Source organism: Sinobacterium caligoides (genome assembly GCF_003752585.1).
Taxonomy (GTDB): domain Bacteria; phylum Pseudomonadota; class Gammaproteobacteria; order Pseudomonadales; family Sinobacteriaceae; genus Sinobacterium; species Sinobacterium caligoides.
Genome location: NZ_RKHR01000004.1, coordinates 232,138 through 256,565, shown reverse-complemented (window position 1 = coordinate 256,565; position 24,428 = coordinate 232,138). Strand labels below are relative to the sequence as shown.

The following is a 24,428-nucleotide window of genomic DNA, read 5'->3' as shown; positions in this document are numbered from 1 at the left end:
GCTAGAGCTCGATGATGTGCTTGGCAATCTCTGCCGCTGTTTGCGGCCCGACCAGCGTTGTTTTTAGCTCACCTTTGGGGTTAATAATATAGGTGACAGGTAAGACGCTACTTCTCGGAAGTTGATAGTAGTTGGCGACATCGTCGGCGAGTACGGTCACTTGTATACCTAGGGCTTGACGATCCTCTCGAAGCTGCTCGCCCCTGGTACCGTCGAAGTTAATTGCAACGACTTTAGCGATATTGGCATAGTCGGTATCGAAACGGTTGAGCTCAGGCACCTCTTTCCGGCAGGGGCCACACCAGGTAGCCCAATAGTTGACCACGAGCCATTTTGCCTGCCAGTCGGCGGGGGTCCATGCTCTACCTTCACTATCGAGGAAGCGCGTAGCTGCTGACTTGGTTGTTTGATCGTGCTCTTCCATCGAGCGATCGCAGCCAGATAGGGTCGTTAGCAGTAAGAGGAGTAATAATCCCAAGCTTTGTGCTGCGACTGGTTTTTTCATTGAGTAAAGCTCAGTGTGGCGACAGGTAGCTGTAGTTTTTTCTCGGTGTGCTCGCAGAGATCGGTTAATAAAGCTTGTAGTTCATGCAGCCATTCACACTGGGGCTCTCTTATCGAGCAAATTTCCTCGAACTCTTTTATGTTTAAACCGTTGGGAAGACGGCTGGCGAGCTGCCAGACATCGAGGTTATTGAGATCGATATTCAGTACGTAGCCCATATCACCAGCGCTATAGATGAGACGCTGTTCGAGTAGGGTTTCGCATAGCGATTGCCAGCGATGTGCGGAAATATAGCTATGCCCGAATAGCCAGCTGCGAGTCGTGATATCGTCATCGTCGAAAGTTTGCCCTTTAGCTTGGCGTTGATAGAGCTCTCTAAACAGGGCGATAGAGAGTAGTAGTGCAGGGTACTCACTGCTGTGTAACACCTTGTGGCTGGACAGGGCGCGAACAAATTCAGCGCCGAGAAGAATGATTAGCCATGATAGATAGATCCAAATGAGGAACAGAGGGATGGCGGCAAAGGTGCCGTAGATGAGTTGGTAGCTCGTGTTTGATACGAGTGAAGTGAAGCTTAGCTTGGCGAGTTCGAGGGCAATGGCGGTGACAATGCCACCAGCGAGCGAGTGCTTGAGCGGCACGTGACAGTTGGGAACTGCCGTGAATAGCAAAGTGAAAGTGGCGACGGTCAATACGAGCGGAAGTGTCTCTAAGATAAGAGGCATGAAGCCGCTAAGCTCATTATCACTGAGGAAGGAGAAAGACAGTAGATAGGTCGTAATCGCAAGCCCTAGGCCGATAAAAATAGGGCCAAGACTGAGAATGGCCCAGTACAATAAGAAGTTAGATAATCCTCGGCGATGCTGGTGAGTACGCCATATCTTATTGAACGTTGTTTCTATATTTTTTAGCATGAGGTAGGCGGTGATGGCGAGGAAGGCAACGCCGATGCCGCTGAGTTTGCGTGCCTGGGTGGAGAATTGCGCGAGGTAACTTTCAATCTCTGTCCCTGTAGAGGGGACGACATGACTAAAAACGAGGGAGCGTAACTCGTCACCAGCACTTTGAAAGTCAGGAATAGCAGAAAGCACGGCATAGCTGACGGTCATTAAAGGTACGACGGCGAAGAGGCTGGTATAAGTTAGTGCCGCCGCACTTTCTCGGCAGCCATCCTCCGCGTAGCGTCGGAACAGGTAGCGTATGAACGCGATGCATTGTCGTACTGGCTTCATGGGACTACATTTCCGTTATAAGCGATCAAACTGACTTCGTCGTAGTGTGTGTATATAATCGTCGGCATGATAACTTTAATTGTGACCTATTACGGGAAAATACTATGCCAGTAACGACTATTTACCACAACCCGCGTTGCTCTAAGTCTCGTCAGACATTGCAAATCTTGAACGATAACGGCGTCGAGCCTGAGGTTGTACTCTATTTGGAGCAAACGCCGAGTGCCAATGAGCTTGTTGCTATCCTCGAAAAACTAGGCATGACTGCTCGCCAGCTGTTACGCAAGGGCGAAGAAGCTTATAAAGTTAATAATCTAGCTGATACTAGTTTAAGTGATTCAGAGATTATCGCCTTGATGGTCCGCTTTCCAAAGCTCATCGAGCGCCCTATCGTTGTTGTCGCTAACAAGGCTAAAATTGGTCGCCCACCAGAGTCTGTTCTTGAGCTCATTGCGTGAGGCCCGACATTGTGAATACTGAACCTTATATCCTCGTTCTTTATTATAGTCGTCACGGGGCGACTCGAGCGATGGCCGAGCAGGTCGCACGAGGTGTTGCCCTGCAGGCAGGGATGCAGGCGAAGCTGAGAACGGTGCCAACAGTCTCAGCAGATTGTGAGGTGACAATCGACGAGATTCCTGAGGAGGGGCCGTTGTACTGTACCCTGGAGGAGTTGTCTGGATGCAGTGGTTTGGTCATGGGCAGCCCGACGCGATTTGGTAACATGGCTGCTTCGTTAAAGTACTTTATCGACAGTACCTCGTCGCTATGGCTGACGGGAGCGATGAGTGGTAAGCCCGCGGCAGTGTTTACCTCAAGCTCAAGTCTGCACGGAGGTCAGGAGTCGACGTTGTTGTCGATGATGCTGCCTTTATTGCATCACGGGATGCTTTTCATGGGGCTGCCTTACAGTGAGTCGGGCTTGCTGTCGACCAAGAGTGGCGGCACACCCTACGGAGCCTCTCATCATGCTGGCAAGGATAACTGCAGTGAGCTCGATGAGGTTGAGGCGCAGCTGTGTCGCGCGTTGGGTCAGCGAGTGGCGGTTGTTGCGAGTAAATTATAAATTAGAGGTGCGTTCCCCGAGAGCCAACAGGGGTATGATCAACTTTAGGTAGTATTTGAAATAATGACATTTACAAAGAAATTACAATTATCACGTTACGCATCACTGCTTTCCTACATAGGGCTCATGGTGGTTTTTGCGGTGAAAAGCTTCATCCTAGCACCGGAGGGGAGTTCATGGTCCGCCCGCATTGCGATATTTCTCTTTAGTAGTGTGCCGCTGTTAATCTTTGTGCCGGGCTTGTTACGAGATAGCGATCGAACCTACACTTGGATTTGTTTTGTGATTCTTGGTTATTTCACTTATTCGGTTACAGCTTTGGCTATACCAAGTCAGGCGGCGCCGATTGATTGGATTTTTTGTGGGTTGACGGTCACTCTGTTTACCTTTGCGATGATGTTTGTACGTTATAAAAAGCGTGTCTTAGCTGGCTTGTAAGGCGGTTAATTTACCATTTTAAAGAGTTAGGGACTTACATGAAGAAAGAAAGTAACAAGCCGGGTATTATTCGACGTACTTTTAGTGCGGTGTGGGGGGGGATTAGCTGGCTCCGTCGGGCTGTTTTAAACGTTATCTTTATTGCTATCGTTGTTATTATCTTGATCGCTCTGCGAGAGAAGGAGGTACCGACGATACCCGATCAGGCCGTCCTCGTGATCTCACCTGTTGGGGTTTTGGTTGAGCGGCGCAGTTATAGCGGTACGTTATTATCGTTATTTAATGACGACGAGAAGAACAGTGAAGTTGCATTGCCAGACATTATTGAGGCAATTAGTCGTGCGGCAGACGATAGCAAAGTTAAGATGATCGTAATGCAGCTCGATGAGTTAAGAGGTTTGGGCATGAGTCATGCCTTGGAGATCTCGCAGGCACTGAACGATTTTGAACATACCGGTAAAAAAGTACTCCTTCGCTCTAATAATTTATCGCAGTCGACGTATCTTCTTGCTTCCTTTGCCGATGAGCTATATTTACACCCGATGGGCTCGGTGGAACTCAACGGCTTGGCCGTCTATCGTAGTTATTTTAAAACGCTACTCGATAAGCTCAATATCGACTTCCATGTGTTCCGGGTGGGGACTTATAAGTCGGCGCTGGAACCGATGATGCGTGACAATATGTCCGATGCCGATAAAGCCTCAAATAGTGCCTGGTTGGGAACGTTGTGGCAGCAATATACTCAGGCGGTCGAGGAAAACCGAGGGCTTGAGGCGGGGGCACTGAACCGTTATATCAATAGTATCGACGAGGTGATGGAACATTTCTCGGGTGATGGTGCGGCGGCGGCGCTGGAAAATAACTTAATCGATGGCATCAAAACACGGCCGCAATATCGCCAGTACCTTTCGACATTAGTTGACGGTGAACTCGACGACCACCTCGTGGGCTTTCGTGATTATTTGAGTATGACAGCACCTGCTTCGTTTGAAGAAGATATGCATGATAACAAGGTGGCTGTGATTACTGCAGAGGGTAATATTGTCGATGGTAACGAGCCTTATGGTGCTATTGGCGGCGACAGCTTAGCGGAGTTGATTACGCGTGCTCGTGATGACGAGGGCGTTAAGGCGTTAGTGTTAAGAATTAATAGCGGTGGCGGTAGTGCCTTCGCCTCTGAAGTGATTCGTGAGGAGCTGTTACTATTTAAAGAGAGTGGTAAAAAGTTAGTTGTTTCGATGGGGCCTGTGGCAGCGTCGGGGGGCTATTGGATTGCGTCACCGGCGGATGAGATCTGGGCTCTGCCAACGACTCTGACGGGTTCTATTGGTATTTTTGCGGCACTGCCGAATCTGGAGCGCAGCCTTAAGCATATTGGCATTAGTAATGATGGTGTAGGCACAACTGACATTGCAGGTGGTTACCGTGTTGATCGACAAATTAACAGCAAAACACAACAAGTGATTCAGCGTCAGATTGAAAATGGCTACCATCGCTTCCTGATGATTGTCGCCGAGGGGCGAGACATGTCTTTGGAGCAGGTTGAGAAGGTTGCCGAAGGCCGGGTGTGGAGTGGTAAAGATGCCCTTGAGCGTGGCTTGGTTGATCAGCTCGGCAGCAAGCAGGATGCGATCGCAGCGGCAGCCAATTTGGCAGGTTTAGAGGATTACAGTGTTGTTGATATCGAGCCTGAGCTGAGTGCTCAGCAACAGTTTATGCTCGAGTTGAGTGGCGCCTCTGCGTTAATCGCTCCTGTTTCCTGGCAGTCTCAACTGTCACAGGTAATGGCTCAGCTTGGTTTGCCGGAGGCCGGTCAAGAGGCTGCTATATGGTTCTCTGCTAGGGACCCACGCGGCTTTTATGCACAGTGTGCAAACTGTGTAGCGCCGTAAATTTTCAGGCAATAAAAAAGGCGCGAATAGCGCCTTTTTTTATGTCTGTGGCATCGCGATAATGCCTGAGCTTAAGTGGCTTTGTTACTGATCGTTATCAACTGGCTGTTGTTGACGCCATTCTTCGAAGCCCCCGTCGAGGCTGTAAACGGTGTCGAAGCCTTGTTCAGAGAGGAACTGTGCCGCCCCTTGGCTGCTGTGGCCATGGTAACAATAAACGATGACAGGGTGTGTGGTATCGGCTGATGCGATGAAATCGCCGAGAGTGTTATTGTTGAGTAGCTGGGCGCCGGCGATGCGTCCCTGCTGGAATGAACTCTGATCACGAACGTCGACGATAATAATACGCTCTGTGGCGATAAGCTCGATAGCCTCGTCGATAGAAATGCATTGGAATGTCATATGGAGCTACTCTTTTTAAAACAGAATAAAACCTATTATAAGCGTTTTAGTATTCAATAGTCGCGCGTGATGAGGAATCTGATGGGGTGTTGTTGTCGAGGAGTTAGCTTGCTTACGCTAGTCGTCACACTTTTGCTCAGTGGTTGCGGACAATTTGGCTATTACTGGCAGGCGGGGAAAGGGCAGTGGTCTGTCTTGAGCAGTAGGCAACCTATAGATAGTTTGTTGTCGGCAGACTCGACAGATGAAATATTAAAGCTGAAATTGCAGCATGTGCAGCAATTTCGCCAGTTTGCTGAGCAGCAGCTGTTGTTAGAGAGTGGGGGCAGCTATCGACATTTTGTCGCACTCGATGATGATTATGTGGTGTGGAATGTCTATGCGGCGAAGCCGCTTAGTGTCGAGAGCTATCAGTGGTGTTATCCATTACTGGGTTGCATGGGCTATCGCGGTTACTTCCAGAAGTCGTCAGCGATAGCCTATGCAGAGCAGCTGGCCGAGGAAGGGCTCGAGGTGCATGTGGGTGGGGTAACAGCCTACTCCACGCTGGGTTGGTTCAATGACCCGGTGCTGTCGAGTTTTTTGGGGGAGAATACGCTGGATTTAGCGGCATTATTGTTTCACGAACTGGCTCATCGCAAGATCTATGTTCGTGGCGATACAGCGTTTAATGAGAGCTTTGCTACTGCCGTTGCACACCTAGGTATTGCGCAATGGTTGGCGACGGATCGGGTGGCACAGCAGGACCCTGCTGCCTTTCAGCATTGGCAGCGACAGCAGGCGCGTGCCTCGGCCTTTATTGAACTGTTGCTTGAGGCCAGAGAGGAGCTGTCAGCGATTTACTGCAGTGGGCGGACGGTTGATGGGAAGCTTCAGGCCAAGGACAAAGCCTATCTAAAGCTGCAGACACGCTATCGGCAGTATGCTGAACAATGGCACTATCGTGGTTATGACGCGTGGATGGCCGACATTAATAATGCTCAACTAGCGACCGTAGGTGATTATAATCTTTGGTTAAAGTCTTTCGAAGCCTTGTATCGGCAAAACCCTGGCGACTGGCAGTTGTTTTACCAGGGTGTACAGCAATTGGCAGAATTACCGCGCAAAGAACGAGTAATCGAGCTAGAACTGCTAAAATCAAGGTAGCGCCGCCTATTTTTTGGTGGTTTAGGCTTCTAGGTAATGCGATGCAGTTTGAGCAGCTCGTCCTTGATATTGGCACAACGATCGACCTCTATGTCCCCGCGTCTGCAGATGAGGGCGCTGCGCGTGAGCGGCGCGGGCATAGTCGGCTTGTCGGTTATGTGCCTGGTGAGGGCGTCATGGCAACGCCACCGCGCCGAGGGGGGCAGCGAGTTGTACTTAGTGATGGGCAGAAGATGCGGCTTCGTGTGGCGAATGAGGAGGGGGAACATAGCTTTTCGACACAACTGCTTAGCCAACAGAAGAATCCTCTACCGCTGGTGTTTTTGTCTTATCCCTGCGCCGGTGTCAGCCGTTTATTGCGCCGTCATCCGCGTATTCGTTTGCGTCTGCCTACCGTGGTTTACAATAGCTCTGCGCTTGACCCTGGGCAGTGTCATGTGGGGTGTTTGCAAGATATTAGCCTCGGTGGTGCTGCGGTCGAGCTGGCGAATGCCTCGGCTCATGTCGGCGATCAATTGATTTGCCATGCGCGTTTTCGAGTAGCAGGGGCGGCGAGACAGGTTCGTTTGTTAGCCTGTGTCCGCTCGCGACTGCAGCAGGTGCCATCAGAGCCATTAGCTTTTGATCCGTTGCGAGCAAAGGCAGTATTTGGTGTCGAGTTTATCGATAGTAGTCTCGATACTCAGCTATTGTTGCAGGCATTTGTGTTGGAGCAGAGTCGGTGCAAGCGAATGCCGACGGTAATGCGACCACACTAGCCCCCTTGTTGTTCTGTCGTGAACGGTGAATAATGACGTTATTCTAATAAAATAAACTAGTGATATAGTTTTGGTTTATGCGTTGGTCGTTCGCGTTATTTTTACGTGAAACCGTCACCGTTGTGTGCTCAAGCTGTTGTCTAGAAGATAATAACAATAGAGAGAGCTTAGCTGTGGAGTTCGATAGTGAATTTAGTGAGTTAATTGAGCTTGCTTATAAAGGAGCATTAGAGGATTACCCTTGGAAGAGTTTTTTATCGCGAATGCGGCAATTACTCGAGGCTGATCTTGCCGCGATATTTTTGCAGCCACCGCGCGAGGGAGCTCGCCTAGTGATGTTAATTGATGGCGGTGTCGAGACGGGTATTGATTCCTACGAGCAGGGGCTCTACAACATTGACCCCTTTGTGGACCTGCCAGAAGGGGAGGTAAAGACCGTACGAGAGTTATTGTGCCCGGAAAAACTTAAACAGAGCGAGTTTTATCAGCGCTGTATGGAGTCGAATGATTTAGCAGACTTTATGGGCGGTGATATGTCCATAGAAGGTGAGTTCGATGGTCGATTTCGGTTAGGGCGTTATTCGAATCGTCCACACTTTAGCCTCCGAGACAAGGAGGTTTGCCAGGCGGTATTGCCGCATCTAAAGCAGGCTATTTTATTTCATGCACAAAGCAACCGGTTAATATCGGAGCGAGACTTGTATGCCCACGCAGTGCAGCAGATGGCGTTGGGAAGTATTTTATTAAGTGAAGAAGGGAGAATATTAGGTAGTAATAAAGTGGCTAGTGATATTTTGAGGTTACAAGATGGTTTGTCGGCGCAGCAAGGTAAGCTACACCTTGGCTCGGCATCACGAAATAGTCAGTTGCAGCAGACTGTGACGCGTCTATTGTCTGCACAGCGTATGGGTGAGTGCTCGTCGATCGAGGCAATGCGAATATCGCGTCCTTCTGGTCGAAGTGACTATGGGCTGATTATCCGTGCCATTCCGCTTAGCCAGTGGTCAGAGGGAAGGCGAGTACCCTCGGTGGCAATATTTGTCTCAGACCCCGAGAGTGAATCGCCAGCGAGTATTGACGTTGTGACGCAGCTGTTTGGTTTTACGCCGACGGAGGCACGACTCGCCTTGGCGCTAGCCAATGGCCTGTCTGTTGACGAGGCGTCAGAAAAGCTCAGCGTGAGTCGCAATACCACACGTACTCACTTACGTTCAGTCTTTAGTAAAGCCGGCGTAACACGTCAATCACTACTAATCCGTTTAATTTTGAAAAGTGTAGCGCCACTAGCGGCGATCGAAGACTCCCTCAGTGATCGTTAAGTAATTGTCATGCGTCTACATATACTCGGCCTGTACCATAAGAATTGTCAAATTGATGGATCATCTAAGCGAAGTTAGTCTATTTGGATGAAAGCGATAGTATCAGGCTGTGTCACAATAAAGTGTTAATAATATTTGTTTAAGCTGCCACTTGTTAACTAAGTTGGTCGTGTTTGAAAGGTTGGAGAGATTGCCGTTGTTGGCCAGCCATGTTCTCTGAAGTGTTGAGACATGTCGACGCCGTGGTAAATCAAATAATAAAATAAAATAGGTAATGTCATGAAAGTAAAGAGTTTAGGCTACGTGCTGATTGAGTCGACAGACCCCCAAAACTGGTTGGAGTTTGGTACCAATGTTGTTGGCATGATGGCGGCTCCAACGATGCCTGATGATGGCAATGTTTATCTGAAAATGGATGCGCGCCCCTATCGTTTCGCGATCACTAAAGGCGAGACCGATCGTCTGCTTTTGAGTGGTTTCGAGCTCGGTGGTGAGGAGGAGTTTAACGCAGCAAAGCAGGAACTTGAGGCGGCCGGTGTGAGCTTCGAGCACGGTACAGCTGAAGAGCTTCAGGCCCGCCGAGTGAAAGACTTGGTACGATTACAAGACCCCTCTGAGAATACTATTGAGCTATATTGGGGCTCTGACCTTGATTATGCCAAGTTTATTTCGCCGGTTGGTATCGCAGAGTTTGAGACGGGGGTTAGCGGCGATATGGGGCTTGGTCACGTGGTTTTACCTGCTCCGGCTCTGCAGGTAACACACAAGTTCTATCGTGAGGTCCTGGGCTTTGGCCAGGTCGATCAAATGCACTTTAAGTTCACTGATGACCCGGCTGACCCAGGCCAGGGCTTACACTTTCTACATGTGGATAACCCTCGTCACCACACATTGGCTCTCTATGAAGCGCCGATGCCAAGCGGGTGTGTGCACCTAATGATGGAAGTGAAGACAATCGACGAAGTCGGCTACTGCCTGGATCGGGTGCAGGAGAAGGAGATTCCGATTGTCTCTACCCTCGGACGTCATACCAATGATGAAATGATTTCTTTTTACTGTGCCACGCCAGGTGGCTTCGCCCTTGAGTTTGGTTGTGGTGGACGTCAGGTGGATTGGAGCACTTACACACCGACAGTGAGCACGCTGCCGTCGTTCTGGGGGCATAAGTTCCAGGGCTAGGGTGATCTTTTTGTCCCGGCTACCGTGAAAAGAAAAATGCCAGCTCTGATGCAGAGCTGGCATTTTTATAGCAGGCTTTATTCATCGTTTATCTGGTGGTTAATTACTCAACGCTTGGTCAAGGTTGGCTCGAACTTCCATGAGGGTGGCCAATAATTGCTCTACGTCTGTTTGTGAGATGTTGTGCAAGGCGATATCGAGTGATTGTTGGGCGACAACACTGAGGCCCGCTTGATGTTGCTTGAGCTTATCGGTCAGATAAACACGTTTTAGGCGCCGATCCTTGTTGTCGCTGAGTCTAATGATCCAGCCAGCACTCTCTAAATTGGTGAGCAGGCTTGCTAATGCTGATTTCTCTATGCTGAGTTGACTGACGATTTGGGTTTGGCTTAGGCCATCTCCTGTCGCCAGCAAGGCTAATAGCTGTGCTTGAGCGCGGGTGAGCTGAATGCCGCCAAGCTGACGGCAGTGCAGGTTGAAGAGCTTCTCTTGCAGTATCGATATATCGCTGATCAGCAGGTTAAGATTGTCCTTGAGGGCTTCGCTAGCAATCATCGGGCGATTATTGGATGGCTTGCTTGGCCCCTGTACCATTAGCCCTGCTGCCGTTTCATTTGTGCTTTTAAGGCGTTAGGTAGGCCAGAGATGGTCAGGGTGTCCTGATCCTCATCCCAGATGATGCGGCTACCGAGGATGCTTGAGTTAAATGAGAGTGTGAACTCCTTGTCGCGCCCTGCCATTTTTACCAGGCTCTTTAACTGCTTGGCATCGGCGATGACTTCTTGCTTAGGCTTCTCTTCGACTCTTTCGGCGATGAAGTTTTTGAATTGCTCAGGCTCGTCATGATTGATTTGGCGGGATAGCTCATCTAAACCAATTGGCTCGCCAGCCTTATGCTGACTCTCGCAGTATTCAAAGGCCTGAGTGCGAACCTCGTGCGCCTTACTCTCAGGTAATTCGTGAGCGTAGTTCTGAATACTATTAATCAGCGCCTTAGTGTCTGCGTTGGCGTTGACCGTGCTGGTAAAGCCGAGAATCTTTTGTAATGCGATGACGGTCTCTTTTTCCAGCCGATAGCTATACATCGTCAGATACTTATCTTCGTTAGCTTGCCACTGACTGATATTGAGACGGAGTGCGAAGCCAATCTCACTCAGATTGAGAAACTGCGTGTCGTTGATTTCGAGCTCATCAGAAATCTGCAGAGCCTGCTTAAGCTGAATACAGAAAAGATACAGAAACTCTTCTTCGGCAACCCTTTCGCGGCCGAAGACGAAATAGGCAGAAAGTGCTTCTTCGGCTTCTTTAAGGCCGTTATGCAGCTGCTCGGAGAGCTCGCCAGAGAGCTCAGCAAGGTCACTCGCGGCGCTGAGGTCGCTGACCTTGCTGGCAAAGTCTGCTTCACCATCGGGGTCAAAACGGCCGTATTTTTTACCAACACGGGTAATAAAGTTATGTTTTAACTGGTTAAATAGTTCTTCAGTCTGCTCGTTAACGGGCAGGCAGCGCTCGTGGTGCTGGTGGTTATCAGAAGAGCTGTCGATGTGTTGGATAATACAGGCGTTAAGAGTCATGAAGGATCCGATCAGTGGCGCTAAATAAACAATGTGTCATCACTAATTATTGCATAGCGTAAGGCGGATGCGTTAGCAGATAAGCGCAGTTCAGATCAATCATTGCTTGTGGGTCGCCTTGTAAGGATCCAGAGGCAGCTGCGACTTGTTCGTGGAGGTATTGTGGCAGAGAGAAACTGTCGTGTAGGTTATTATGGGGTGAGGTGCCGTAATCCGGTATAATGGCCTGCTTATTTGAGCAAATGATCGGCTTCGCTAGAGACGAAACTAATAATAAAAGAGAGTGAATATGCGGTGTTGTCAGTGTGAGGAGGGAGAGGTTCGTCTGGTGCGTTATCAGGCGGGGCTGGAAGTCTGGGCTTGTCGGCAGTGTGACTATGAGTCGCCGGTGCTCGACTGCCATACCTGCGAGCGACGGTTAGTGCGTAAGCAAGGTAATAATAGTGCAGGGCATGAGCTGTGGAGCTGTTATAACTGCGCCAAGCCTAAGCTGAAGTGCCCGAGCTGTCGTCGAGGCTGGGTGATGCATCGAAGCTTGTTTTTTGAGTTTAAGCCAACGGCGGCTCAGGGCGAGTACTGTTGTGATCATTGTGACCAATCCTGGCTCGATGAAGAGGCTATCGGGGGGATGAACTTGGCTTAAGTAAAAAAGAAAAACGCCGAACATAGGCTCGGCGTTTTCGACGTAGCTGTACTACCTTAGCCGAGGGAGGCGACGCTCTTACTTAGAAGGCGTACCAGGCGAGTCTGCTTACTGACACCGGTCTTGGCGTAGAGTGATTTAAGGTGTGTTTTGACCGTGTTTTTACTGACGCCTTGATGTCCTGCTGCTTCTTCGACGCTCATCCCCTCCAGTATCAACAGCGCGAGATTGGCTTCGGCGTTGGTGAGACCGTAGAGTTGACGAAGAATATCGGCGCCGGTAGCGCTCTGCTGTTCAGGGTCGCTGATGAAAATAGCAATAGAGGGGCAGCCCTGGATAAAGTTGTTGTCGGTGCCCGTGACGGCGGAGTTGACCGACTTGATTAGGATACCTAAGTCGGCATGGCCGGAGGGGCGCTGCACGCGCAGTGCTTCGACTAGCTGGTTGTCGCGGAAAGCGAGTAGGGCGCGGCAGCGTTCGATAGCCTGCTGTAGGACGGTATCGTTTTCTCGATTGGAGAAGAGCAGTTTATCATCCTCGATAACGAGACCGTCACGCTCGTTGAGGATGTTGTTGGCAATGCTGTTACTTTTAATCAGTCGGCCGTTTTCATCAAGAATAATAGTGCCTAAACCGAGCTGCCCCATAGAGGCTTCGTAGAGTGCGCGCTCTGCCTCAACCTTAACGTATTCTTTGTGGAACATCAGTGCGCGCTGCAAGTGGGGTAATAATAACTCGCAGATTTGCTTTTCTTCCTCAGTAAAATTAACAGTGCCGTCAATCTTTGCAGCGCATAATCTAGCCTGCAAGACACGGCCGTTAGTACCGTCATGCTCGAAGGTATCGGCGCAGAGTAGGTGGGCGATGTTAGAGGGGGCGAGGCACTTCTGGAAGAAGTCGCTCTTGATCATGGTTTCTTTGTTCGCTAACTCATCTAAAGTGTAGACAGGACGGTTAGGTGTCTTGCTAATTTGTGGCTCAACGGCGTAGAGGCGGTTGCGATAATCAGCCGCGAGATGCTCATCGCCACCGATAGTGTAGAGTAGTCCGCGATCGCTTTGAGTCGGGAAGCGGCGAACTAAGGCGACTACTTTGCAGTCTAGTAAGTTCTTGAATTGGGTCAGAAAGCTCTGCCATGGTGTCCGTTCTAGAGGGCCGCGATAGATCGCGTCGATAAGGTCGCTGTAACTCGATGCCAATAGTTCTTGAGACATATTTCCCACTTCCTAAGTATTATGTGCAAGAGTATACACCACCATTAGGGGGGATTATCAGTAAAATTACTATAAATATAAATCCTCCCGTTATGTGGCTTTATAGCGACCGTCGGTGCCCTCTTATGCTGTCTGCTGAAAGAATTCAGCGAAGCCGTTAGGGGCGGTAGATAGCTGATTACTGACGTAGTCGAAGCAGAGCATCGTCGTTTTGGCGATGGCAACGACGCGTTCGCTACTGGCTTCTGTGACTCGATAGATAAAGTCACAGCCGTATTTTTGAAATTCAGCGGCCTGTATTTCTATGCGTAAGCGCTCGCCGTATTTGGCTTCGCTCTTGAGGATCACAGCGAGGTCAGCGTTGATCATCTGTGCGCCACAGACTTCCATGTTTATGGCCCCAAGATCGTTAAGAAATTGGCATCTTGCTTCATTTAATAGGCTGACTAATGAATCGTTGCCAAGGTGGCTAGCGATATTGATGTGACCGATATAGATATCGAGATAGGTTTCGTATTGAAAGGTGTCAGGTAGATCGATAACAGTGCGTGCCACAGGGGGACTCCAAAAACGATTGCTGTGGCCGCCACAGTGAGTGGCGGCATTTTATGGCTGATAACCATGACAAAATAGGCGCTTAAGCGTTGTCAGTATTGCCAGCGTTGAGGAAGGCGGGCTTCTCACCGCCGCCGTGTAAGGTGATGCTAGAGCCAGAAACATAGGAGGAAAGATCGCTGGCAAAATACAGACAGGCGTCACCGATGTCTTCTGGGTTAGCCATGCGCCCGAGGGGGACTGTGGCAGAGACGGCAGCAATACCCTCGTCATCACCATAGTGAAGATGAGCTTGTTCTGTTTTGATAAGCCCTGCAACGATGGCGTTAGTGCGAACCTTTGGTGCCCACTCTACGGCGAGAGAGGTGGTCAAATTGAGAAGGCCAGCCTTGGCTGCACCGTAGGCGGCAGTCCCTGGCGAGGGGCGTACAGCGCTAACACTGCAAATATTGATGATGGAGCCGCCTTCGGGTTGCTTTTGCATGACGGCGTTGGCGAGCTGACAGAAGTTCAGTGGGGCGAGTAGATTGAGGCGAATGATAGACTCTGAAAAACGTGGCGATACGGTAGCTGCGTCGGCATTTGGGGCGCCACCAGCGTTATTGACCAGCACATCGAGTCGACCAAATTCTGCGACGGTGAAATCGATCAGTTTTTGTATCTGCTCGATGTCGCGGACATCGACGCCCTGAAAGATGGCATTGTTGCCATTATAGCTTGGTAGTGTGTCGGGTTCGCTTCTTCCGCAGATGATCACTTTTGCGCCGGCCTCAAGAAAGCGCAGCGTGATACCGCGGCCTACGCCTTTGCCGCCACCGGTAACGATAACGACTTTGCCACTCATATCTAATCGGTTGTGCATCTTAGAACCCTTATTTATTGATTATGTTATTGAGTATGTGGTGCTATTTTGATGTCTGCTAGTATATGAAAAATCGATGCAAAGCGCATTGGTTAGCGCTCACCCGCGGGGGTGACTTGTGATGCTCTGAGCATCTGCTAACATAGCGCTATTGAGTGTCGATAGTCGTTGTTTTTAAAGGCATATAATTACAGTATGCTCAGCGTCTTAGCGTACTGAAAGCGATGTTAATAATATTATAATGAGAGAAGTTTCTGATGACTGATGTAATAAAAACGATTGCAATCCTAGGTGGTACCGGCGATCTCGGCACAGGCTTAGCGCGGCGCTGGGCACAGGCTGGTTACAGTATTGTTATCGGTTCGCGCACGCAAGAAAAAGCGCAGCAGGCAGCTGATGATCTGCAAGCTCTGATGGATGAGCGGGGGGTCGCTGATATCAGTGTCGAGGCGTTAAATAATGAAGCGGCAGCTGCTGCGGCAGACCTTGTTGTACTCACAGTCCCTTTTTCACATCAGCTGAGCACACTCGAGTTGGTGAAGACTTCTCTGAAAGATAAAATTCTGATCGATGTTACGGTACCGTTAGTGCCGCCTAAGGTCGGTCGTGTGCAGTTGCCTGAAGGCGGCAGTGCGGGGCAGATTGCACAAGACTTTCTCGGCGAGGATACGCGTGTTGTTTCAGCTTTTCAGAATGTGGCGGCTCACCACCTACAAGAAGGTGAGGCGCTTGATTGTGATGTTCTCGTTTGTGGTGATAAGAAGGTGGCACGTGAGCAGGTGATTACCCTCGTAGAGGCCGCAGGTATGCGTGGTTTTCATGCTGGACCTATCGCTAATTCGGCAGCGGTAGAGGCGATGACTTCAGTACTGATTACCATTAATCGACAATATAAGTGTCACGCGGGTATCCGCATCAGCGGTTTAGCGGAATAATATTATCATGCTGATGATCACTGAGTGGGCGGTGTTAGCTTGGTATTGGTCAGTTAAAAGAATAAGCACAAAGTAAAGTGGTATTGTGATTATGCAATTTACGACCCGTGTATTACCAGGTGTCCCTCATGTAGAGCCAGGCGATGATTTGTTGGCTATTTGTTGCGAGGCCTTTGCTGCAGCAGGTACCACTCCCGTTACGGGTGATGTGCTGGTGTTGGCACAGAAAATAGTCTCTAAGTCAGAGGGGCGATACGCCATTTTGGATGAGGTAATACCTTCGCCGGAGGCACTGCTATGGGCAGAAAAGGTCGATAAAGATCCGCGCCTGGTTGAGTTGATTCTCTCGGAGTCTGTTGAGGTGGTACGGCATCGACCAGGGGTAATGATCGTGCAGCACCGCTTAGGTTATGTGCACGCTAATGCGGGCATTGACCGCTCGAACATCACGGTGTCTGAGGATGGGCGTGAACGTGTGCTGTTATTACCAGAGGACTCGGATCGTTCGGCGGCACTATTGCGCCAAGGCATCGCCGAGCGTTATGGCTGTGATGTCAAAATCGTCATTGCCGACAGTGCTGGTCGTGCCTGGCGTAACGGTATTACCGGTATGACGATAGGCAGTGCTGGCTTTGATCCAGTGCAGGATCAGGTGGGTTGTGAAGACTTATATGGCCGACCACTCGAGGTGACGACGATTGCCGTCGCCGATGAAATTGCCTGCGCCGCCTCGCTGTTAATGGGGCAGGGTAACCAGGGGGCACCATTGGTGTTGCTATCAGGGTTGGAGCTGCCAAGCTCAGAGAGCGGCAGTCGATCGTTGATTCGTGACAAAGACGCTGACCTCTTCCGTTAGGTGATTTTTTCTAGATCATTATGCTGCTAGAATGCCCAATGTAGAGGGCTTAAATGTATTTTACGCGGTTAATAATCAAAGTAGACGTTGGTGGTGATGGTGCATAAGCAGAGAAGACAAGTGTTAGCGCTGTCAGGAGGCGTCGGCGGAGCGAAGTTAGCGCTGGGCTTGACGCAGCACCTAGGGGCCACGGAGTTGACGGTGGTAGCGAACACTGCCGATGACTTTGAGCACTTGGGTTTGTCGATTTGCCCGGATCTGGATACGGTAATGTACACCTTGGCCGAGCTAAGTAATAAAGAGCAGGGCTGGGGCATAGAGGGCGAGAGCTGGTCGTGTATGTCAGCACTGGCTGAGCTAAATGGGCCGACCTGGTTTCGTTTAGGTGATCGTGATATTGCCACCCATTTACAGCGTAGTCAGTTGTTACGTGATGGTGTGAGTCTGACTGAGACGACGGGGCAATTGAACAGCGCGCTCGGTGTGAGTTATACCCTGTTGCCGATGTCGGATGACCCGGTTCGCACTTTCGTGCAGACGGCGCAGGGCGAATTACCTTTTCAGCAGTATTTTGTTGGCGAGCAGTGTGCGCCTGAGGTCACGGGCTTCTATTTTCAGGGCATTGAGCAGGCGAGGCCACAGCCTGATTGGATGCAATTGTTAGCGGCTAGCCAGCTAGCAGCCATTATTATCTGCCCCTCTAATCCCTTTGTCAGTGTCGATCCGATGTTGCGCCTGTGTGGTGTGCGTGAGGCGATGCGGCAGAGTAAGGCGCCAGTCATCGCTGTGTCGCCGATTGTTGGTGGTAGTGCGATCAAAGGACCGGCGGCAAAGATGTTTACGGAGCTGGGTTTAGGGTGTAGTGCTATTGCAGTCGCTGAGTTTTATGGTGATTTGCTCGATGGCTTTGTGATAGATAACATCGACGTAGAACAACAGGCGGCGATCGAGGCGTTAGGGATACCCTGCCTAGTGACTAATACAGTGATGAAAACGCTAGAAGACCGAGCTTTATTGGCGCAACAGACGCTCGCTTTTGCTGAGCGGCTTACGGTGAGCCAGCTAGCAGTAGAGGTGCCGCAATGAGCCTTGCGGTCTTGATACCGGCGAAGCCGCTGGCCGATGTGAAGCAGCGCCTGAGCCCCGTTTTGGTCAGCGGTCAGCGTCGGCGAGTGTTCGAGGCGATGTTACGTGACCTTTTACAGCAACTGAGCCAAACCGGTGAGGTTGAGCGTGTACTGATTGTGGGCGGTGATGCTGATATTCAGCAGGTGGCTGCCGACAACGATGCCTTCTGGCTCGCTGAACGACAGAGAGAGAATAAGCAGAGCGGACTCAACAACGCTGTCGCCCAAGGTGTAACAGCATTACGTGCGGCTGGCTGTCGGAAAGTTTTAGTGCTCCACGGTGATCTGCCTCTGGCGAAGGTGAATGAAATTAACGAATTGATTCACAGCCACCGGGCGACGGGGCAGCAGCTGAGTCTTGTCAGCGATCGCCAAGGTCAGGGAACCAATGCGCTGCTCATCGATACTGACAAGGATTTTAAATTCCATTATGGTGAGGGCAGCCTCGACCGGCATATACGAGAGGCTAACAGTAGAAGCCTACGCTACCAGAGCCGTCGCTATAGCGGTATCGCTACCGATATCGATACCCCGGAAGATCTATTGGACCTCGTCGAGGCACTGGCTGTGTCGCCGCAGCAGGCACCGTTAACCTGGATGGTGATGCGTCGCTATCGGCTCGAGATCCCCGTGTTGATCGAGGAGCAACGAGTCTCGGCGTAAGTGTTATTGTGATGAAAAAACGACTGTGATGAAAATAATAAATTGTCAATATGCTCGCAGTAGACTGCGAGCCAACATTAGGAATATCCCGTGTTAGAGAACCGAGCCTCCTCGATCAATCGATTATTTATCGCTTTAACACAGGCGCAGGCGGAGCATCGTCTGATCGATGAGGAGCAGGCGTTCGCGCTGGCTACTGTCGATGATACAGCGGCCTTGATGAAGCAGGCCCGTATTTTGCGTGACCAACATTTTGGTCAGCAGCTCAGTTATTCTCGCAAGGTGTTTATTCCGCTGACACAGCTATGTCGTGATGTTTGCCACTACTGTACTTTTGCGCAGACACCGTCAAAGCTAGATTCGCCTTTCATGACGGTTGAGGAGGTTTTGAAAGTGGCGCGAGAAGGTGCGGCGATGGGCTGTCGCGAAGCGTTGTTCACCCTCGGCGAACGCCCTGAGTTGCGTTACAGCGCAGCGAGAAAAGCGCTTGCAGAATTAGGCTTTTCGACGACGTTAGAATACCTTGCGCATGTCGCTGAAGTGGTGCAGCGTGAGACGGGCCTGCTGCCACATATTAATGCTGGCTGCATGAGTGATGAGGAGATGTTGGCGCTGCGAAAAGTGTCTTTTTCGATGGGGATTATGCTGGAGTCAGCATCAACTCGGCTTTGTGAAAAGGGGCAGCCACACTACGGTTCGCCGGATAAAGATCCTGCAGTGCGCATGGAAACAATCGATCGTGCCGGTCAGCATCGGGTGCCATTCACCTCAGGCATCCTCATCGGTATTGGTGAGACGCGACGCGAGCGTATCGAATCTTTATTATTGCTACGCCGAAGTCATTTGCAGTACGGTCAGCTGCAGGAAATTATTGTGCAGAACTTCCGCGCCAAACCTGGCACGCTGATGGCACAGGCGCCGGAACCCGACCTGAATGAGCTACTGTGGACCATTGCTGTCGCGAAAATTATCTTTGGCGCTGAGATGAGCATTCAGGCCCCACCCAACCTGAGCCCTGGGGTGTTGGAGAATCTCGTCAATGCCGGTATTAATGACTGGGGTGGCGTATCACCGTTGACGCCAGATTTCGTTAATCCAGAGGCCCCCTGGCCGCACTTGGATAAGCTACGTCTTGAGACTGCCAGTGCTGGCAAAACGTTAGTGGAGCGGCTGACGATTTACCCTTCTTATGTTCACGATAAAGCGCAGTGGTTAGATTCAAGCTTGCATCGTAGCCTCTACGATAATACTGACAGCTTAGGTATGCCGCGCACCGACGATTGGGCAACAGGGGGCGATAATCGGCCGCCGGAGTCGATAACAGATCTGCTTAGCGTTCCTGCACAGATGAGCTTGGTGGCAGACGAGGTCGTTGATAGTGTGGCCCGCGCCCGTGCCGGTGAGCGTCTTAGCGAAACAGAGATTGTCAGGTTGTTTGCCGTTCATGGCGCTGAGTTGGCCTATGTCTGTGAGCAGGCGGATCAACAGCGTCAGCAGGTTTGTGGTGAGACGATTACGCATGCGGTCAATCGCAATATTAATTACACCAATATTTGTTATTTTAAATGTAAGTTCTGTGCTTTTTCTAAAGGCAAAAGCCATGCGGATTTGCGCGGCAAGCCCTATGATATTTCTCTTGAAGAGATACAGCGACGCTGTGTCGAGGCTTGGCAGCGTGGTGCGACGGAAGTCTGTTTGCAGGGGGGGATTCACCCGGACTATACCGGCGATACCTATCTGGCGATTTGTCGCGCGATTAAGCAAGTCGTCCCTGAAATGCATATCCATGCTTTTTCTCCATTGGAGGTGGCTCAGGGGGCCGAGACACTGGGGTTATCACTGCGAGATTTTCTGCTTCAGCTTAAGCAGGCTGGCCTCGACACCCTGCCAGGGACGGCAGCGGAAATTCTCGATGACGAGGTGAGAGAGACGTTGTGTAGCGATAAGCTCAATACTTCAGAGTGGTTAGAGGTGATCGAGACGGCGCACAGTGTTGGCTTGAAAACGACGTCGACGATCATGTACGGCCATATTGAACGGCCTGAGCATTGGGCGCGGCACCTGTTGCATCTTCGTGATCTGCAACAGCGTACCGGGATGATAACGGAGTTGGTGCCGCTGCCTTTTGTCGGTAAGGAGGCGCCGATGTATCTGCGTGGTCATGCGCGGCCAGGGCCAACCTTTCGCGAGGCGATACTGATGCACGCTGTGGCACGTCTGGTCTTGGCTGGGCAGATCGATAACATACAAACCTCGTGGGTAAAAATGGGGCGGGCGGGGGTTGAAACCAGCCTGCGAGCGGGTGCTAACGATTTAGGTGGATCGCTGATGAACGAGTCGATTACTCGTGCCGCAGGTGCCTCGGTCGGCCAGGAGTGGACGCCAGCGTATATGGAAGAGGTTATTGCAGGCGTGGGGCGTCAGTCACAGCTGCGTAATACCCTCTACGGTGAGGTTGACGAAGAGCGCCGCCAGGCAGCCTATAATGCAGCCGATCTGACCGATGTGATTAATGAGATGAGCTCATCAGATAAGCGTTTTGATGAGGCTTTGATTATTAAGGCAAGTTAGAAGTCAATAACGGCGATTGAAAGGGAAAAGGTCGGGGTTTGAGCTCGTCGCTCAGCTCGCATCAGTTGCGGTGGTATGGTCGAATGGCTAAACTAACCGCCTTCTGATCTCGGTGATATTAACTATGGCTTTTACTCTGCGTCCCTACCAGCGTGAAGCGGTTGAGGCGACCCTGCGCCACTTTCGCCAAAGCGATGATCCTGCGGTGATCGTGCTGCCGACCGGTGCCGGTAAGAGTTTAGTGATTGCCGAGCTGGCGCGTATTGCCCGGGGTAAATTACTGGTACTGGCTCATGTTAAGGAGTTGGTGGAGCAGAACCATCAGAAGTATGAGAGCTACGGCCTCAAGGCCAGCATTTACTCGGCGGGGCTAAAGCAGAAGAGCACGGCCCAGCAAATCACCTTTGCCAGCATTCAATCAGTGGCACGTAATCTCGACGATTTTGACGACGACTATTCGCTAGTGATTATCGATGAGTGTCACCGTGTCAGCGATACCCACCATAACGTCGAAGCCGGCGAGTCACCGAGCAGCCAATACTATCAATTGGTAGAGAAGCTGCGTCAGGTGAACCCGCGCTTGAAGCTATTAGGGTTGACGGCGACGCCGTACCGCCTTGGTGTAGGTTGGGTCTATCAATATCATTACCACGGTATCTTACGTGCGCAGGACAAGCGACCGTTTGAACGCTGTATCTATGAGTTGCCACTGCGCTATATGATTAAGCATGGCTTTTTGACCGAGCCGCGCCTAGTCAATGCAGCTATTCAACACTATGACTTCTCAACACTACAGCCGAACGGCAGTGGTGGCTTTAATAGTGCCGAGGTTAACCAGCTGTTGGCGCAACACCCGCGGGTGACGGAAACCATCGCCGAACAGATAGTGACTATTAGTGATGAGCAACAAAGGCAAGGGGTGATGGTCTTTGCTGCGACGGTCGAGCATGCCCACGAAATTGCGGGCTATATTGAAGCGTTAGGCGGTTCGGTGGCTCTGGTGACAGGGGCGACACCGGCAGCGGAACGGGATCGTTTAATCAGCCGTTTTAAGCAACGAGAGCTGCGCTTCTTGGTGAATGTGGCGGTGTTGACAACAGGCTTTGATGCGCCGCATGTCGATTTTATTGCGATACTGCGCCCGACGGCGTCGGTTAGCCTTTATCAACAGATTGTCGGGCGGGGGTTGCGGCTATCTGAGGGCAAGCAAGACTGCTTGGTGATCGACTATGCGGGTAATAGTTACGACCTTTTTTATCCCGAGGTGGGTGAGCAACGCCCGGATAGCGACAGTGTGCCGGTGATGGTGAAGTGTCCGCAGTGCGATTTTGCCAATACCTTTTGGGGCAAGGTCGATGACGAGGAGCATATTATTGAACACTACGGTCGACGTTGCTGGGGTGTTGAGTTGGATGATGACGATAACCAACAGGTGTGCGATTTCCGTTTTCGTTTTAAGACGTGTGGCTATTGTGGTGCTGAGAACGATATTGCGGCGCGCCGTTGTCACAGCTGTGAGCAACCGATTATCGACCCTGACGATAAGTTGAAGGAGGCTTTAAAGCTGAAGGATTACCAGGTCATTCGCTGTGCTGGCGTCAGTTTTGAGGATCAGCAGGGAAGGCTGAAAATTATCTATCACGATGAACAAGGGGTGGAGCTGAGCGAGAGCTTTGACCTCTCGCACCGGGGCCAGCAGTTCATATTTAATCAGCAATTCGGCCGTCGTTTTGCCGGAGCAACAGTACCTAAGCGTTTTACCTCGCTGGCGCAGGTGTTACCGTTTGCGGCTGACTTTACCGCCCCAGATTTCGTCATTGCGAAAAAGCAGGGGCGCTTTTGGCGAATCGAAGAAAAAATATTCGATTATCAAGGTCGTCATCGCAAGGCTAATGCGTTGTAATTTCACATTGGCGCCGTTTGTTAGCAACCTTGGCGCCGAGCCCGAGCCTTATGCTCCCTCTTCGACTTCAGCGGCCTTGATGAAGCCAGGGCGTTGGCTACAGCGCTGAAAATAGTCTTGTAGGTTTTGCTGTGGCAGTGGCTGTTTGAAGGCTAGGCCCCAGCGTAGGGTTTGTGCCAGTAGGATATCGGCAGGGCTAAATTGGCTGCCGAGTATGTAGTTATTATCGCCAAGCCCGGAAGATAACAGCGCTAGTGCTTGTTGGTATTCCCAGCCCGCGGTCTCTAACATCGCTTTAATACGCTGCTCCTTGGGCAGGGCAAATTTATGCTTACCAATGGACCATAGTGGCTGTTCCAGTTCGGTGAGGGCAAAATAGCACCACTGGTCGTGGCTGCCACGCTGGGGGGAGCCGGGGCTCGGAATCAGTTGCTCACTACCGTAGCGGTCGGCAAGGTAGTTGACGATAGCGCCAGACTCGCTGAGGCTGATTTCTTTGATGCCATCAATATCATCAGTGATAGCGGGGATTTTCCCTCCGGGATGGAGGCGGCGATAGTCTTCACTTTTGTGCTCACCCTTGGCAAGCTCGACGCGATGAAAGAGATAGTCGAGTGCGAGTTCTTCGGCGATCCAGGTGATGCGAAACGAGCGAGTGTGGGGGTGGCCGTAGATATTGATCATCTTTTGTCCTCTTATAACAATGTCGTTAATTATAACAATGTCGCTAATTATAATAATGTCGCTAAGTTAGAGACGGTAGTTTCGTTATGATAATAAGTAAATATAACGCAGAGCTATATCTTTGCGTGTTGCTTATAGGGAGTTAGATGCTGCTTGCCTAACGACCGTTTTGTCGCTGTCGTGTTGACCTGTTTGATCGTTGGCGGGGCAGTAGCGCCACTCGAGCTTATCGATCAAAAAGGCGCGGTAGACAGTGGGTGCGAGATAGCTGTAAAACTCGGCAGAGCGTCGTTTAAATAGCGCGGCGAGAAAGTAGCTGCCGACGGCGATTAGTACGCTATAAATAGGGTGAGTGACTAGTACGGCAGCGCAGCTACCAGTGATTAAAGTCAGTAGCGCGCAATTTCGGTAGAAGCCGTAGCGCGAGAGGAAGACCATGAAGGTCGTGCTGAGCTGCTTGGTCTCGACGTACTCTTTGCACAGTGAGAAGGGGTTTATAATTTCGCCGTTGAGGCTGCCGAGATAATGATTTTTGATCTCCTGTTCAAGCCGCTCCTCGTCGTGGTTGCGTTGAGAGTTTTTGCTAATAGCCCAGCCGAAGAGGTGTCGGCCGATTTTTTTATCGAAATAATTAGCGATGGGCTCGATTAACATACCAAGCAAGGTAAAGAGCAGCGGCGCGGCGACCAATACAATTGAGCTGGGGAGCTGTCGAATAAAGTCGAAGAGCTGTGCAAAGGTAAAGACGTCGAACACTAAGAATAGCGTGCAAAAGAGGGCGGAGGCGAGAAAGCCGGTGAGGAAAAAAGTGAAAATATCCCATAGCGAGAGCCTGATTTTGTCAAACACAGCCGTATCCTTATCCACTGAATCATTATCATTGTTGAGGCATTCTAGCAGCTGC

The 24,428-nt window shown here is 50.8% G+C and carries 25 protein-coding genes; 15 read left to right on the top strand and 10 right to left on the bottom strand.

Annotated elements, in window-relative coordinates; all coding sequences use genetic code 11:
* Position 1 precedes the first annotated feature (1 nt).
* Both EDC56_RS07845 and EDC56_RS07840 read right to left on the bottom strand, forming a co-directional pair.
* Positions 2-505, bottom strand: a complete 504-nt coding sequence (locus EDC56_RS07845; RefSeq protein ID WP_123711994.1) for a TlpA family protein disulfide reductase — start codon at positions 503-505, stop codon at positions 2-4.
* On the bottom strand, positions 502-1,737 hold the full coding sequence (locus tag EDC56_RS07840) for a YihY family inner membrane protein (RefSeq protein WP_123711993.1): 1,236 nt from the start codon (positions 1,735-1,737) through the stop codon (positions 502-504). The genes EDC56_RS07845 and EDC56_RS07840 overlap by 4 nt, the downstream gene beginning before the upstream one ends.
* Before the next feature lie 104 nt (positions 1,738-1,841).
* Here EDC56_RS07840 and arsC point away from each other — a divergent pair, with 104 nt between their 5' ends.
* The 4 genes from arsC to sppA all read left to right on the top strand — a co-directional run bounded on the left by arsC (position 1,842) and on the right by sppA (position 5,133).
* The gene (arsC, locus tag EDC56_RS07835) at positions 1,842-2,195 is read left to right on the top strand and encodes an arsenate reductase (glutaredoxin) (protein WP_123711992.1); all 354 of its coding nucleotides are present in this window, start codon (positions 1,842-1,844) and stop codon (positions 2,193-2,195) included.
* An 11-nt stretch (positions 2,196-2,206) separates the two neighbouring features.
* Positions 2,207-2,803, top strand: a complete 597-nt coding sequence (gene wrbA / locus EDC56_RS07830) for an NAD(P)H:quinone oxidoreductase (RefSeq protein WP_123712843.1) — start codon at positions 2,207-2,209, stop codon at positions 2,801-2,803.
* A gap of 63 nt (positions 2,804-2,866) precedes the next feature.
* The gene (locus EDC56_RS07825) at positions 2,867-3,241 is read left to right on the top strand and encodes a DUF2069 domain-containing protein (RefSeq protein WP_123711991.1); all 375 of its coding nucleotides are present in this window, start codon (positions 2,867-2,869) and stop codon (positions 3,239-3,241) included.
* Between the two features lie 38 nt (positions 3,242-3,279).
* Positions 3,280-5,133: a signal peptide peptidase SppA gene (gene sppA / locus EDC56_RS07820; protein ID WP_123711990.1), complete on the top strand. Its 1,854-nt coding sequence runs from the start codon at positions 3,280-3,282 to the stop codon at positions 5,131-5,133.
* 84 nt (positions 5,134-5,217) lie between these two features.
* Here the strand turns inward: sppA and glpE are convergent, their stop codons facing one another.
* Positions 5,218-5,535, bottom strand: coding sequence for a thiosulfate sulfurtransferase GlpE (gene glpE, locus EDC56_RS07815; RefSeq protein WP_123711989.1), 318 nt, complete (start codon positions 5,533-5,535; stop codon positions 5,218-5,220).
* 108 nt (positions 5,536-5,643) lie between these two features.
* Here glpE and EDC56_RS07810 point away from each other — a divergent pair, with 108 nt between their 5' ends.
* The 4 genes from EDC56_RS07810 to EDC56_RS07795 all read left to right on the top strand — a co-directional run bounded on the left by EDC56_RS07810 (position 5,644) and on the right by EDC56_RS07795 (position 9,937).
* On the top strand, positions 5,644-6,681 hold the full coding sequence (locus EDC56_RS07810) for an aminopeptidase (RefSeq protein WP_162844124.1): 1,038 nt from the start codon (positions 5,644-5,646) through the stop codon (positions 6,679-6,681).
* A 41-nt stretch (positions 6,682-6,722) separates the two neighbouring features.
* Positions 6,723-7,439 (top strand): flagellar brake protein, encoded by a 717-nt coding sequence (locus EDC56_RS07805; protein ID WP_123711987.1) that lies wholly within the window; start codon positions 6,723-6,725, stop codon positions 7,437-7,439.
* A 77-nt stretch (positions 7,440-7,516) separates the two neighbouring features.
* The gene (locus EDC56_RS07800; RefSeq protein WP_123711986.1) at positions 7,517-8,758 is read left to right on the top strand and encodes a helix-turn-helix transcriptional regulator; all 1,242 of its coding nucleotides are present in this window, start codon (positions 7,517-7,519) and stop codon (positions 8,756-8,758) included.
* A gap of 279 nt (positions 8,759-9,037) precedes the next feature.
* The gene (locus tag EDC56_RS07795; RefSeq protein WP_123711985.1) at positions 9,038-9,937 is read left to right on the top strand and encodes a VOC family protein; all 900 of its coding nucleotides are present in this window, start codon (positions 9,038-9,040) and stop codon (positions 9,935-9,937) included.
* A 99-nt stretch (positions 9,938-10,036) separates the two neighbouring features.
* Here EDC56_RS07795 and EDC56_RS07790 read toward each other — a convergent pair whose 3' ends face one another.
* Positions 10,037-10,531, bottom strand: coding sequence for a MarR family winged helix-turn-helix transcriptional regulator (locus tag EDC56_RS07790; RefSeq protein WP_123711984.1), 495 nt, complete (start codon positions 10,529-10,531; stop codon positions 10,037-10,039).
* Positions 10,531-11,511, bottom strand: coding sequence for a nucleoid-associated protein (locus EDC56_RS07785; protein WP_123711983.1), 981 nt, complete (start codon positions 11,509-11,511; stop codon positions 10,531-10,533). Before EDC56_RS07785 ends, EDC56_RS07790 begins: the two co-directional genes overlap by 1 nt.
* 289 nt (positions 11,512-11,800) lie before the next feature.
* Between EDC56_RS07785 and EDC56_RS07780 the strand changes: the two genes are divergently transcribed.
* A complete protein-coding gene (locus EDC56_RS07780; RefSeq protein ID WP_123711982.1) occupies positions 11,801-12,154 on the top strand; it encodes a hypothetical protein in 354 nt (117 codons plus the stop codon).
* A 56-nt stretch (positions 12,155-12,210) separates the two neighbouring features.
* Here the strand turns inward: EDC56_RS07780 and EDC56_RS07775 are convergent, their stop codons facing one another.
* The 3 genes from EDC56_RS07775 to EDC56_RS07765 form a co-directional block, all read right to left on the bottom strand.
* On the bottom strand, positions 12,211-13,368 hold the full coding sequence (locus tag EDC56_RS07775; RefSeq protein WP_123711981.1) for a helix-turn-helix transcriptional regulator: 1,158 nt from the start codon (positions 13,366-13,368) through the stop codon (positions 12,211-12,213).
* A 123-nt stretch (positions 13,369-13,491) separates the two neighbouring features.
* Positions 13,492-13,923 carry an acyl-CoA thioesterase gene (locus EDC56_RS07770; RefSeq protein ID WP_123711980.1) on the bottom strand — a complete coding sequence of 144 codons (432 nt, stop codon included), beginning with the start codon at positions 13,921-13,923 and terminating at the stop codon, positions 13,492-13,494.
* 82 nt (positions 13,924-14,005) lie between these two features.
* Positions 14,006-14,785, bottom strand: coding sequence for an SDR family oxidoreductase (locus EDC56_RS07765; protein ID WP_123711979.1), 780 nt, complete (start codon positions 14,783-14,785; stop codon positions 14,006-14,008).
* A gap of 257 nt (positions 14,786-15,042) precedes the next feature.
* On the opposite strand from EDC56_RS07765, the gene npdG reads away from it, so the two are divergent.
* The 6 genes from npdG (at position 15,043) to radD (ending at position 22,840) form a co-directional block, all read left to right on the top strand.
* A complete protein-coding gene (gene npdG / locus EDC56_RS07760) occupies positions 15,043-15,720 on the top strand; it encodes an NADPH-dependent F420 reductase (protein WP_211333612.1) in 678 nt (225 codons plus the stop codon).
* A gap of 91 nt (positions 15,721-15,811) precedes the next feature.
* Positions 15,812-16,576 carry a coenzyme F420-0:L-glutamate ligase gene (cofE, locus tag EDC56_RS07755; protein WP_123711977.1) on the top strand — a complete coding sequence of 255 codons (765 nt, stop codon included), beginning with the start codon at positions 15,812-15,814 and terminating at the stop codon, positions 16,574-16,576.
* A gap of 96 nt (positions 16,577-16,672) precedes the next feature.
* Positions 16,673-17,662 carry a 2-phospho-L-lactate transferase gene (cofD, locus tag EDC56_RS07750; protein ID WP_123711976.1) on the top strand — a complete coding sequence of 330 codons (990 nt, stop codon included), beginning with the start codon at positions 16,673-16,675 and terminating at the stop codon, positions 17,660-17,662.
* Entirely contained in the window at positions 17,659-18,366 is a 708-nt protein-coding gene (gene cofC / locus EDC56_RS07745; protein WP_123711975.1) for a 2-phospho-L-lactate guanylyltransferase, read from the top strand. The genes cofD and cofC overlap by 4 nt, the downstream gene beginning before the upstream one ends.
* A 90-nt stretch (positions 18,367-18,456) precedes the next feature.
* Positions 18,457-20,937, top strand: coding sequence for a 5-amino-6-(D-ribitylamino)uracil--L-tyrosine 4-hydroxyphenyl transferase CofH (gene cofH, locus EDC56_RS07740; RefSeq protein WP_245980665.1), 2,481 nt, complete (start codon positions 18,457-18,459; stop codon positions 20,935-20,937).
* Positions 20,938-21,061: 124 nt separating this feature from the next.
* Positions 21,062-22,840: a DNA repair helicase RadD gene (gene radD / locus EDC56_RS07735; RefSeq protein WP_123711974.1), complete on the top strand. Its 1,779-nt coding sequence runs from the start codon at positions 21,062-21,064 to the stop codon at positions 22,838-22,840.
* A gap of 48 nt (positions 22,841-22,888) precedes the next feature.
* On the opposite strand, the gene EDC56_RS07730 is transcribed toward radD, so the two are convergent.
* Together EDC56_RS07730 and EDC56_RS07725 are read right to left on the bottom strand one after the other, a co-directional pair.
* Complete coding sequence (locus EDC56_RS07730) at positions 22,889-23,524, bottom strand: glutathione S-transferase family protein (RefSeq protein ID WP_123711973.1); 636 nt, start codon at positions 23,522-23,524, stop codon at positions 22,889-22,891.
* 132 nt (positions 23,525-23,656) lie between these two features.
* A complete protein-coding gene (locus EDC56_RS07725; RefSeq protein WP_148059351.1) occupies positions 23,657-24,373 on the bottom strand; it encodes a hypothetical protein in 717 nt (238 codons plus the stop codon).
* Positions 24,374-24,428: the final 55 nt, after the last annotated feature.

Excerpts from the sequence above, each read along its gene's own strand:
- EDC56_RS07845 (WP_123711994.1), bottom strand. The coding sequence starts at position 505 with ATGAAAAAACCAGTCGCAGCACAAAGCTTGGGATTATTACTCCTCTTA.
- EDC56_RS07805 (WP_123711987.1), top strand. The coding sequence starts at position 6,723 with ATGCAGTTTGAGCAGCTCGTCCTTGATATTGGCACAACGATCGACCTC.
- EDC56_RS07825 (WP_123711991.1), top strand. The coding sequence starts at position 2,867 with ATGACATTTACAAAGAAATTACAATTATCACGTTACGCATCACTGCTT.
- EDC56_RS07795 (WP_123711985.1), top strand. The coding sequence starts at position 9,038 with ATGAAAGTAAAGAGTTTAGGCTACGTGCTGATTGAGTCGACAGACCCC.
- EDC56_RS07790 (WP_123711984.1), bottom strand. The coding sequence starts at position 10,531 with ATGGTACAGGGGCCAAGCAAGCCATCCAATAATCGCCCGATGATTGCT.
- EDC56_RS07840 (WP_123711993.1), bottom strand. The coding sequence starts at position 1,737 with ATGAAGCCAGTACGACAATGCATCGCGTTCATACGCTACCTGTTCCGA.
- EDC56_RS07765 (WP_123711979.1), bottom strand. The coding sequence starts at position 14,785 with ATGCACAACCGATTAGATATGAGTGGCAAAGTCGTTATCGTTACCGGT.
- EDC56_RS07800 (WP_123711986.1), top strand. The coding sequence starts at position 7,517 with ATGCGTTGGTCGTTCGCGTTATTTTTACGTGAAACCGTCACCGTTGTG.
- cofC (WP_123711975.1), top strand. The coding sequence starts at position 17,659 with ATGAGCCTTGCGGTCTTGATACCGGCGAAGCCGCTGGCCGATGTGAAG.
- sppA (WP_123711990.1), top strand. The coding sequence starts at position 3,280 with ATGAAGAAAGAAAGTAACAAGCCGGGTATTATTCGACGTACTTTTAGT.
- npdG (WP_211333612.1), top strand. The coding sequence starts at position 15,043 with ATGACTGATGTAATAAAAACGATTGCAATCCTAGGTGGTACCGGCGAT.
- cofD (WP_123711976.1), top strand. The coding sequence starts at position 16,673 with ATGGTGCATAAGCAGAGAAGACAAGTGTTAGCGCTGTCAGGAGGCGTC.
- radD (WP_123711974.1), top strand. The coding sequence starts at position 21,062 with ATGGCTTTTACTCTGCGTCCCTACCAGCGTGAAGCGGTTGAGGCGACC.
- EDC56_RS07730 (WP_123711973.1), bottom strand. The coding sequence starts at position 23,524 with ATGATCAATATCTACGGCCACCCCCACACTCGCTCGTTTCGCATCACC.
- cofE (WP_123711977.1), top strand. The coding sequence starts at position 15,812 with ATGCAATTTACGACCCGTGTATTACCAGGTGTCCCTCATGTAGAGCCA.
- EDC56_RS07785 (WP_123711983.1), bottom strand. The coding sequence starts at position 11,511 with ATGACTCTTAACGCCTGTATTATCCAACACATCGACAGCTCTTCTGAT.
- EDC56_RS07780 (WP_123711982.1), top strand. The coding sequence starts at position 11,801 with ATGCGGTGTTGTCAGTGTGAGGAGGGAGAGGTTCGTCTGGTGCGTTAT.
- glpE (WP_123711989.1), bottom strand. The coding sequence starts at position 5,535 with ATGACATTCCAATGCATTTCTATCGACGAGGCTATCGAGCTTATCGCC.
- EDC56_RS07775 (WP_123711981.1), bottom strand. The coding sequence starts at position 13,368 with ATGTCTCAAGAACTATTGGCATCGAGTTACAGCGACCTTATCGACGCG.
- arsC (WP_123711992.1), top strand. The coding sequence starts at position 1,842 with ATGCCAGTAACGACTATTTACCACAACCCGCGTTGCTCTAAGTCTCGT.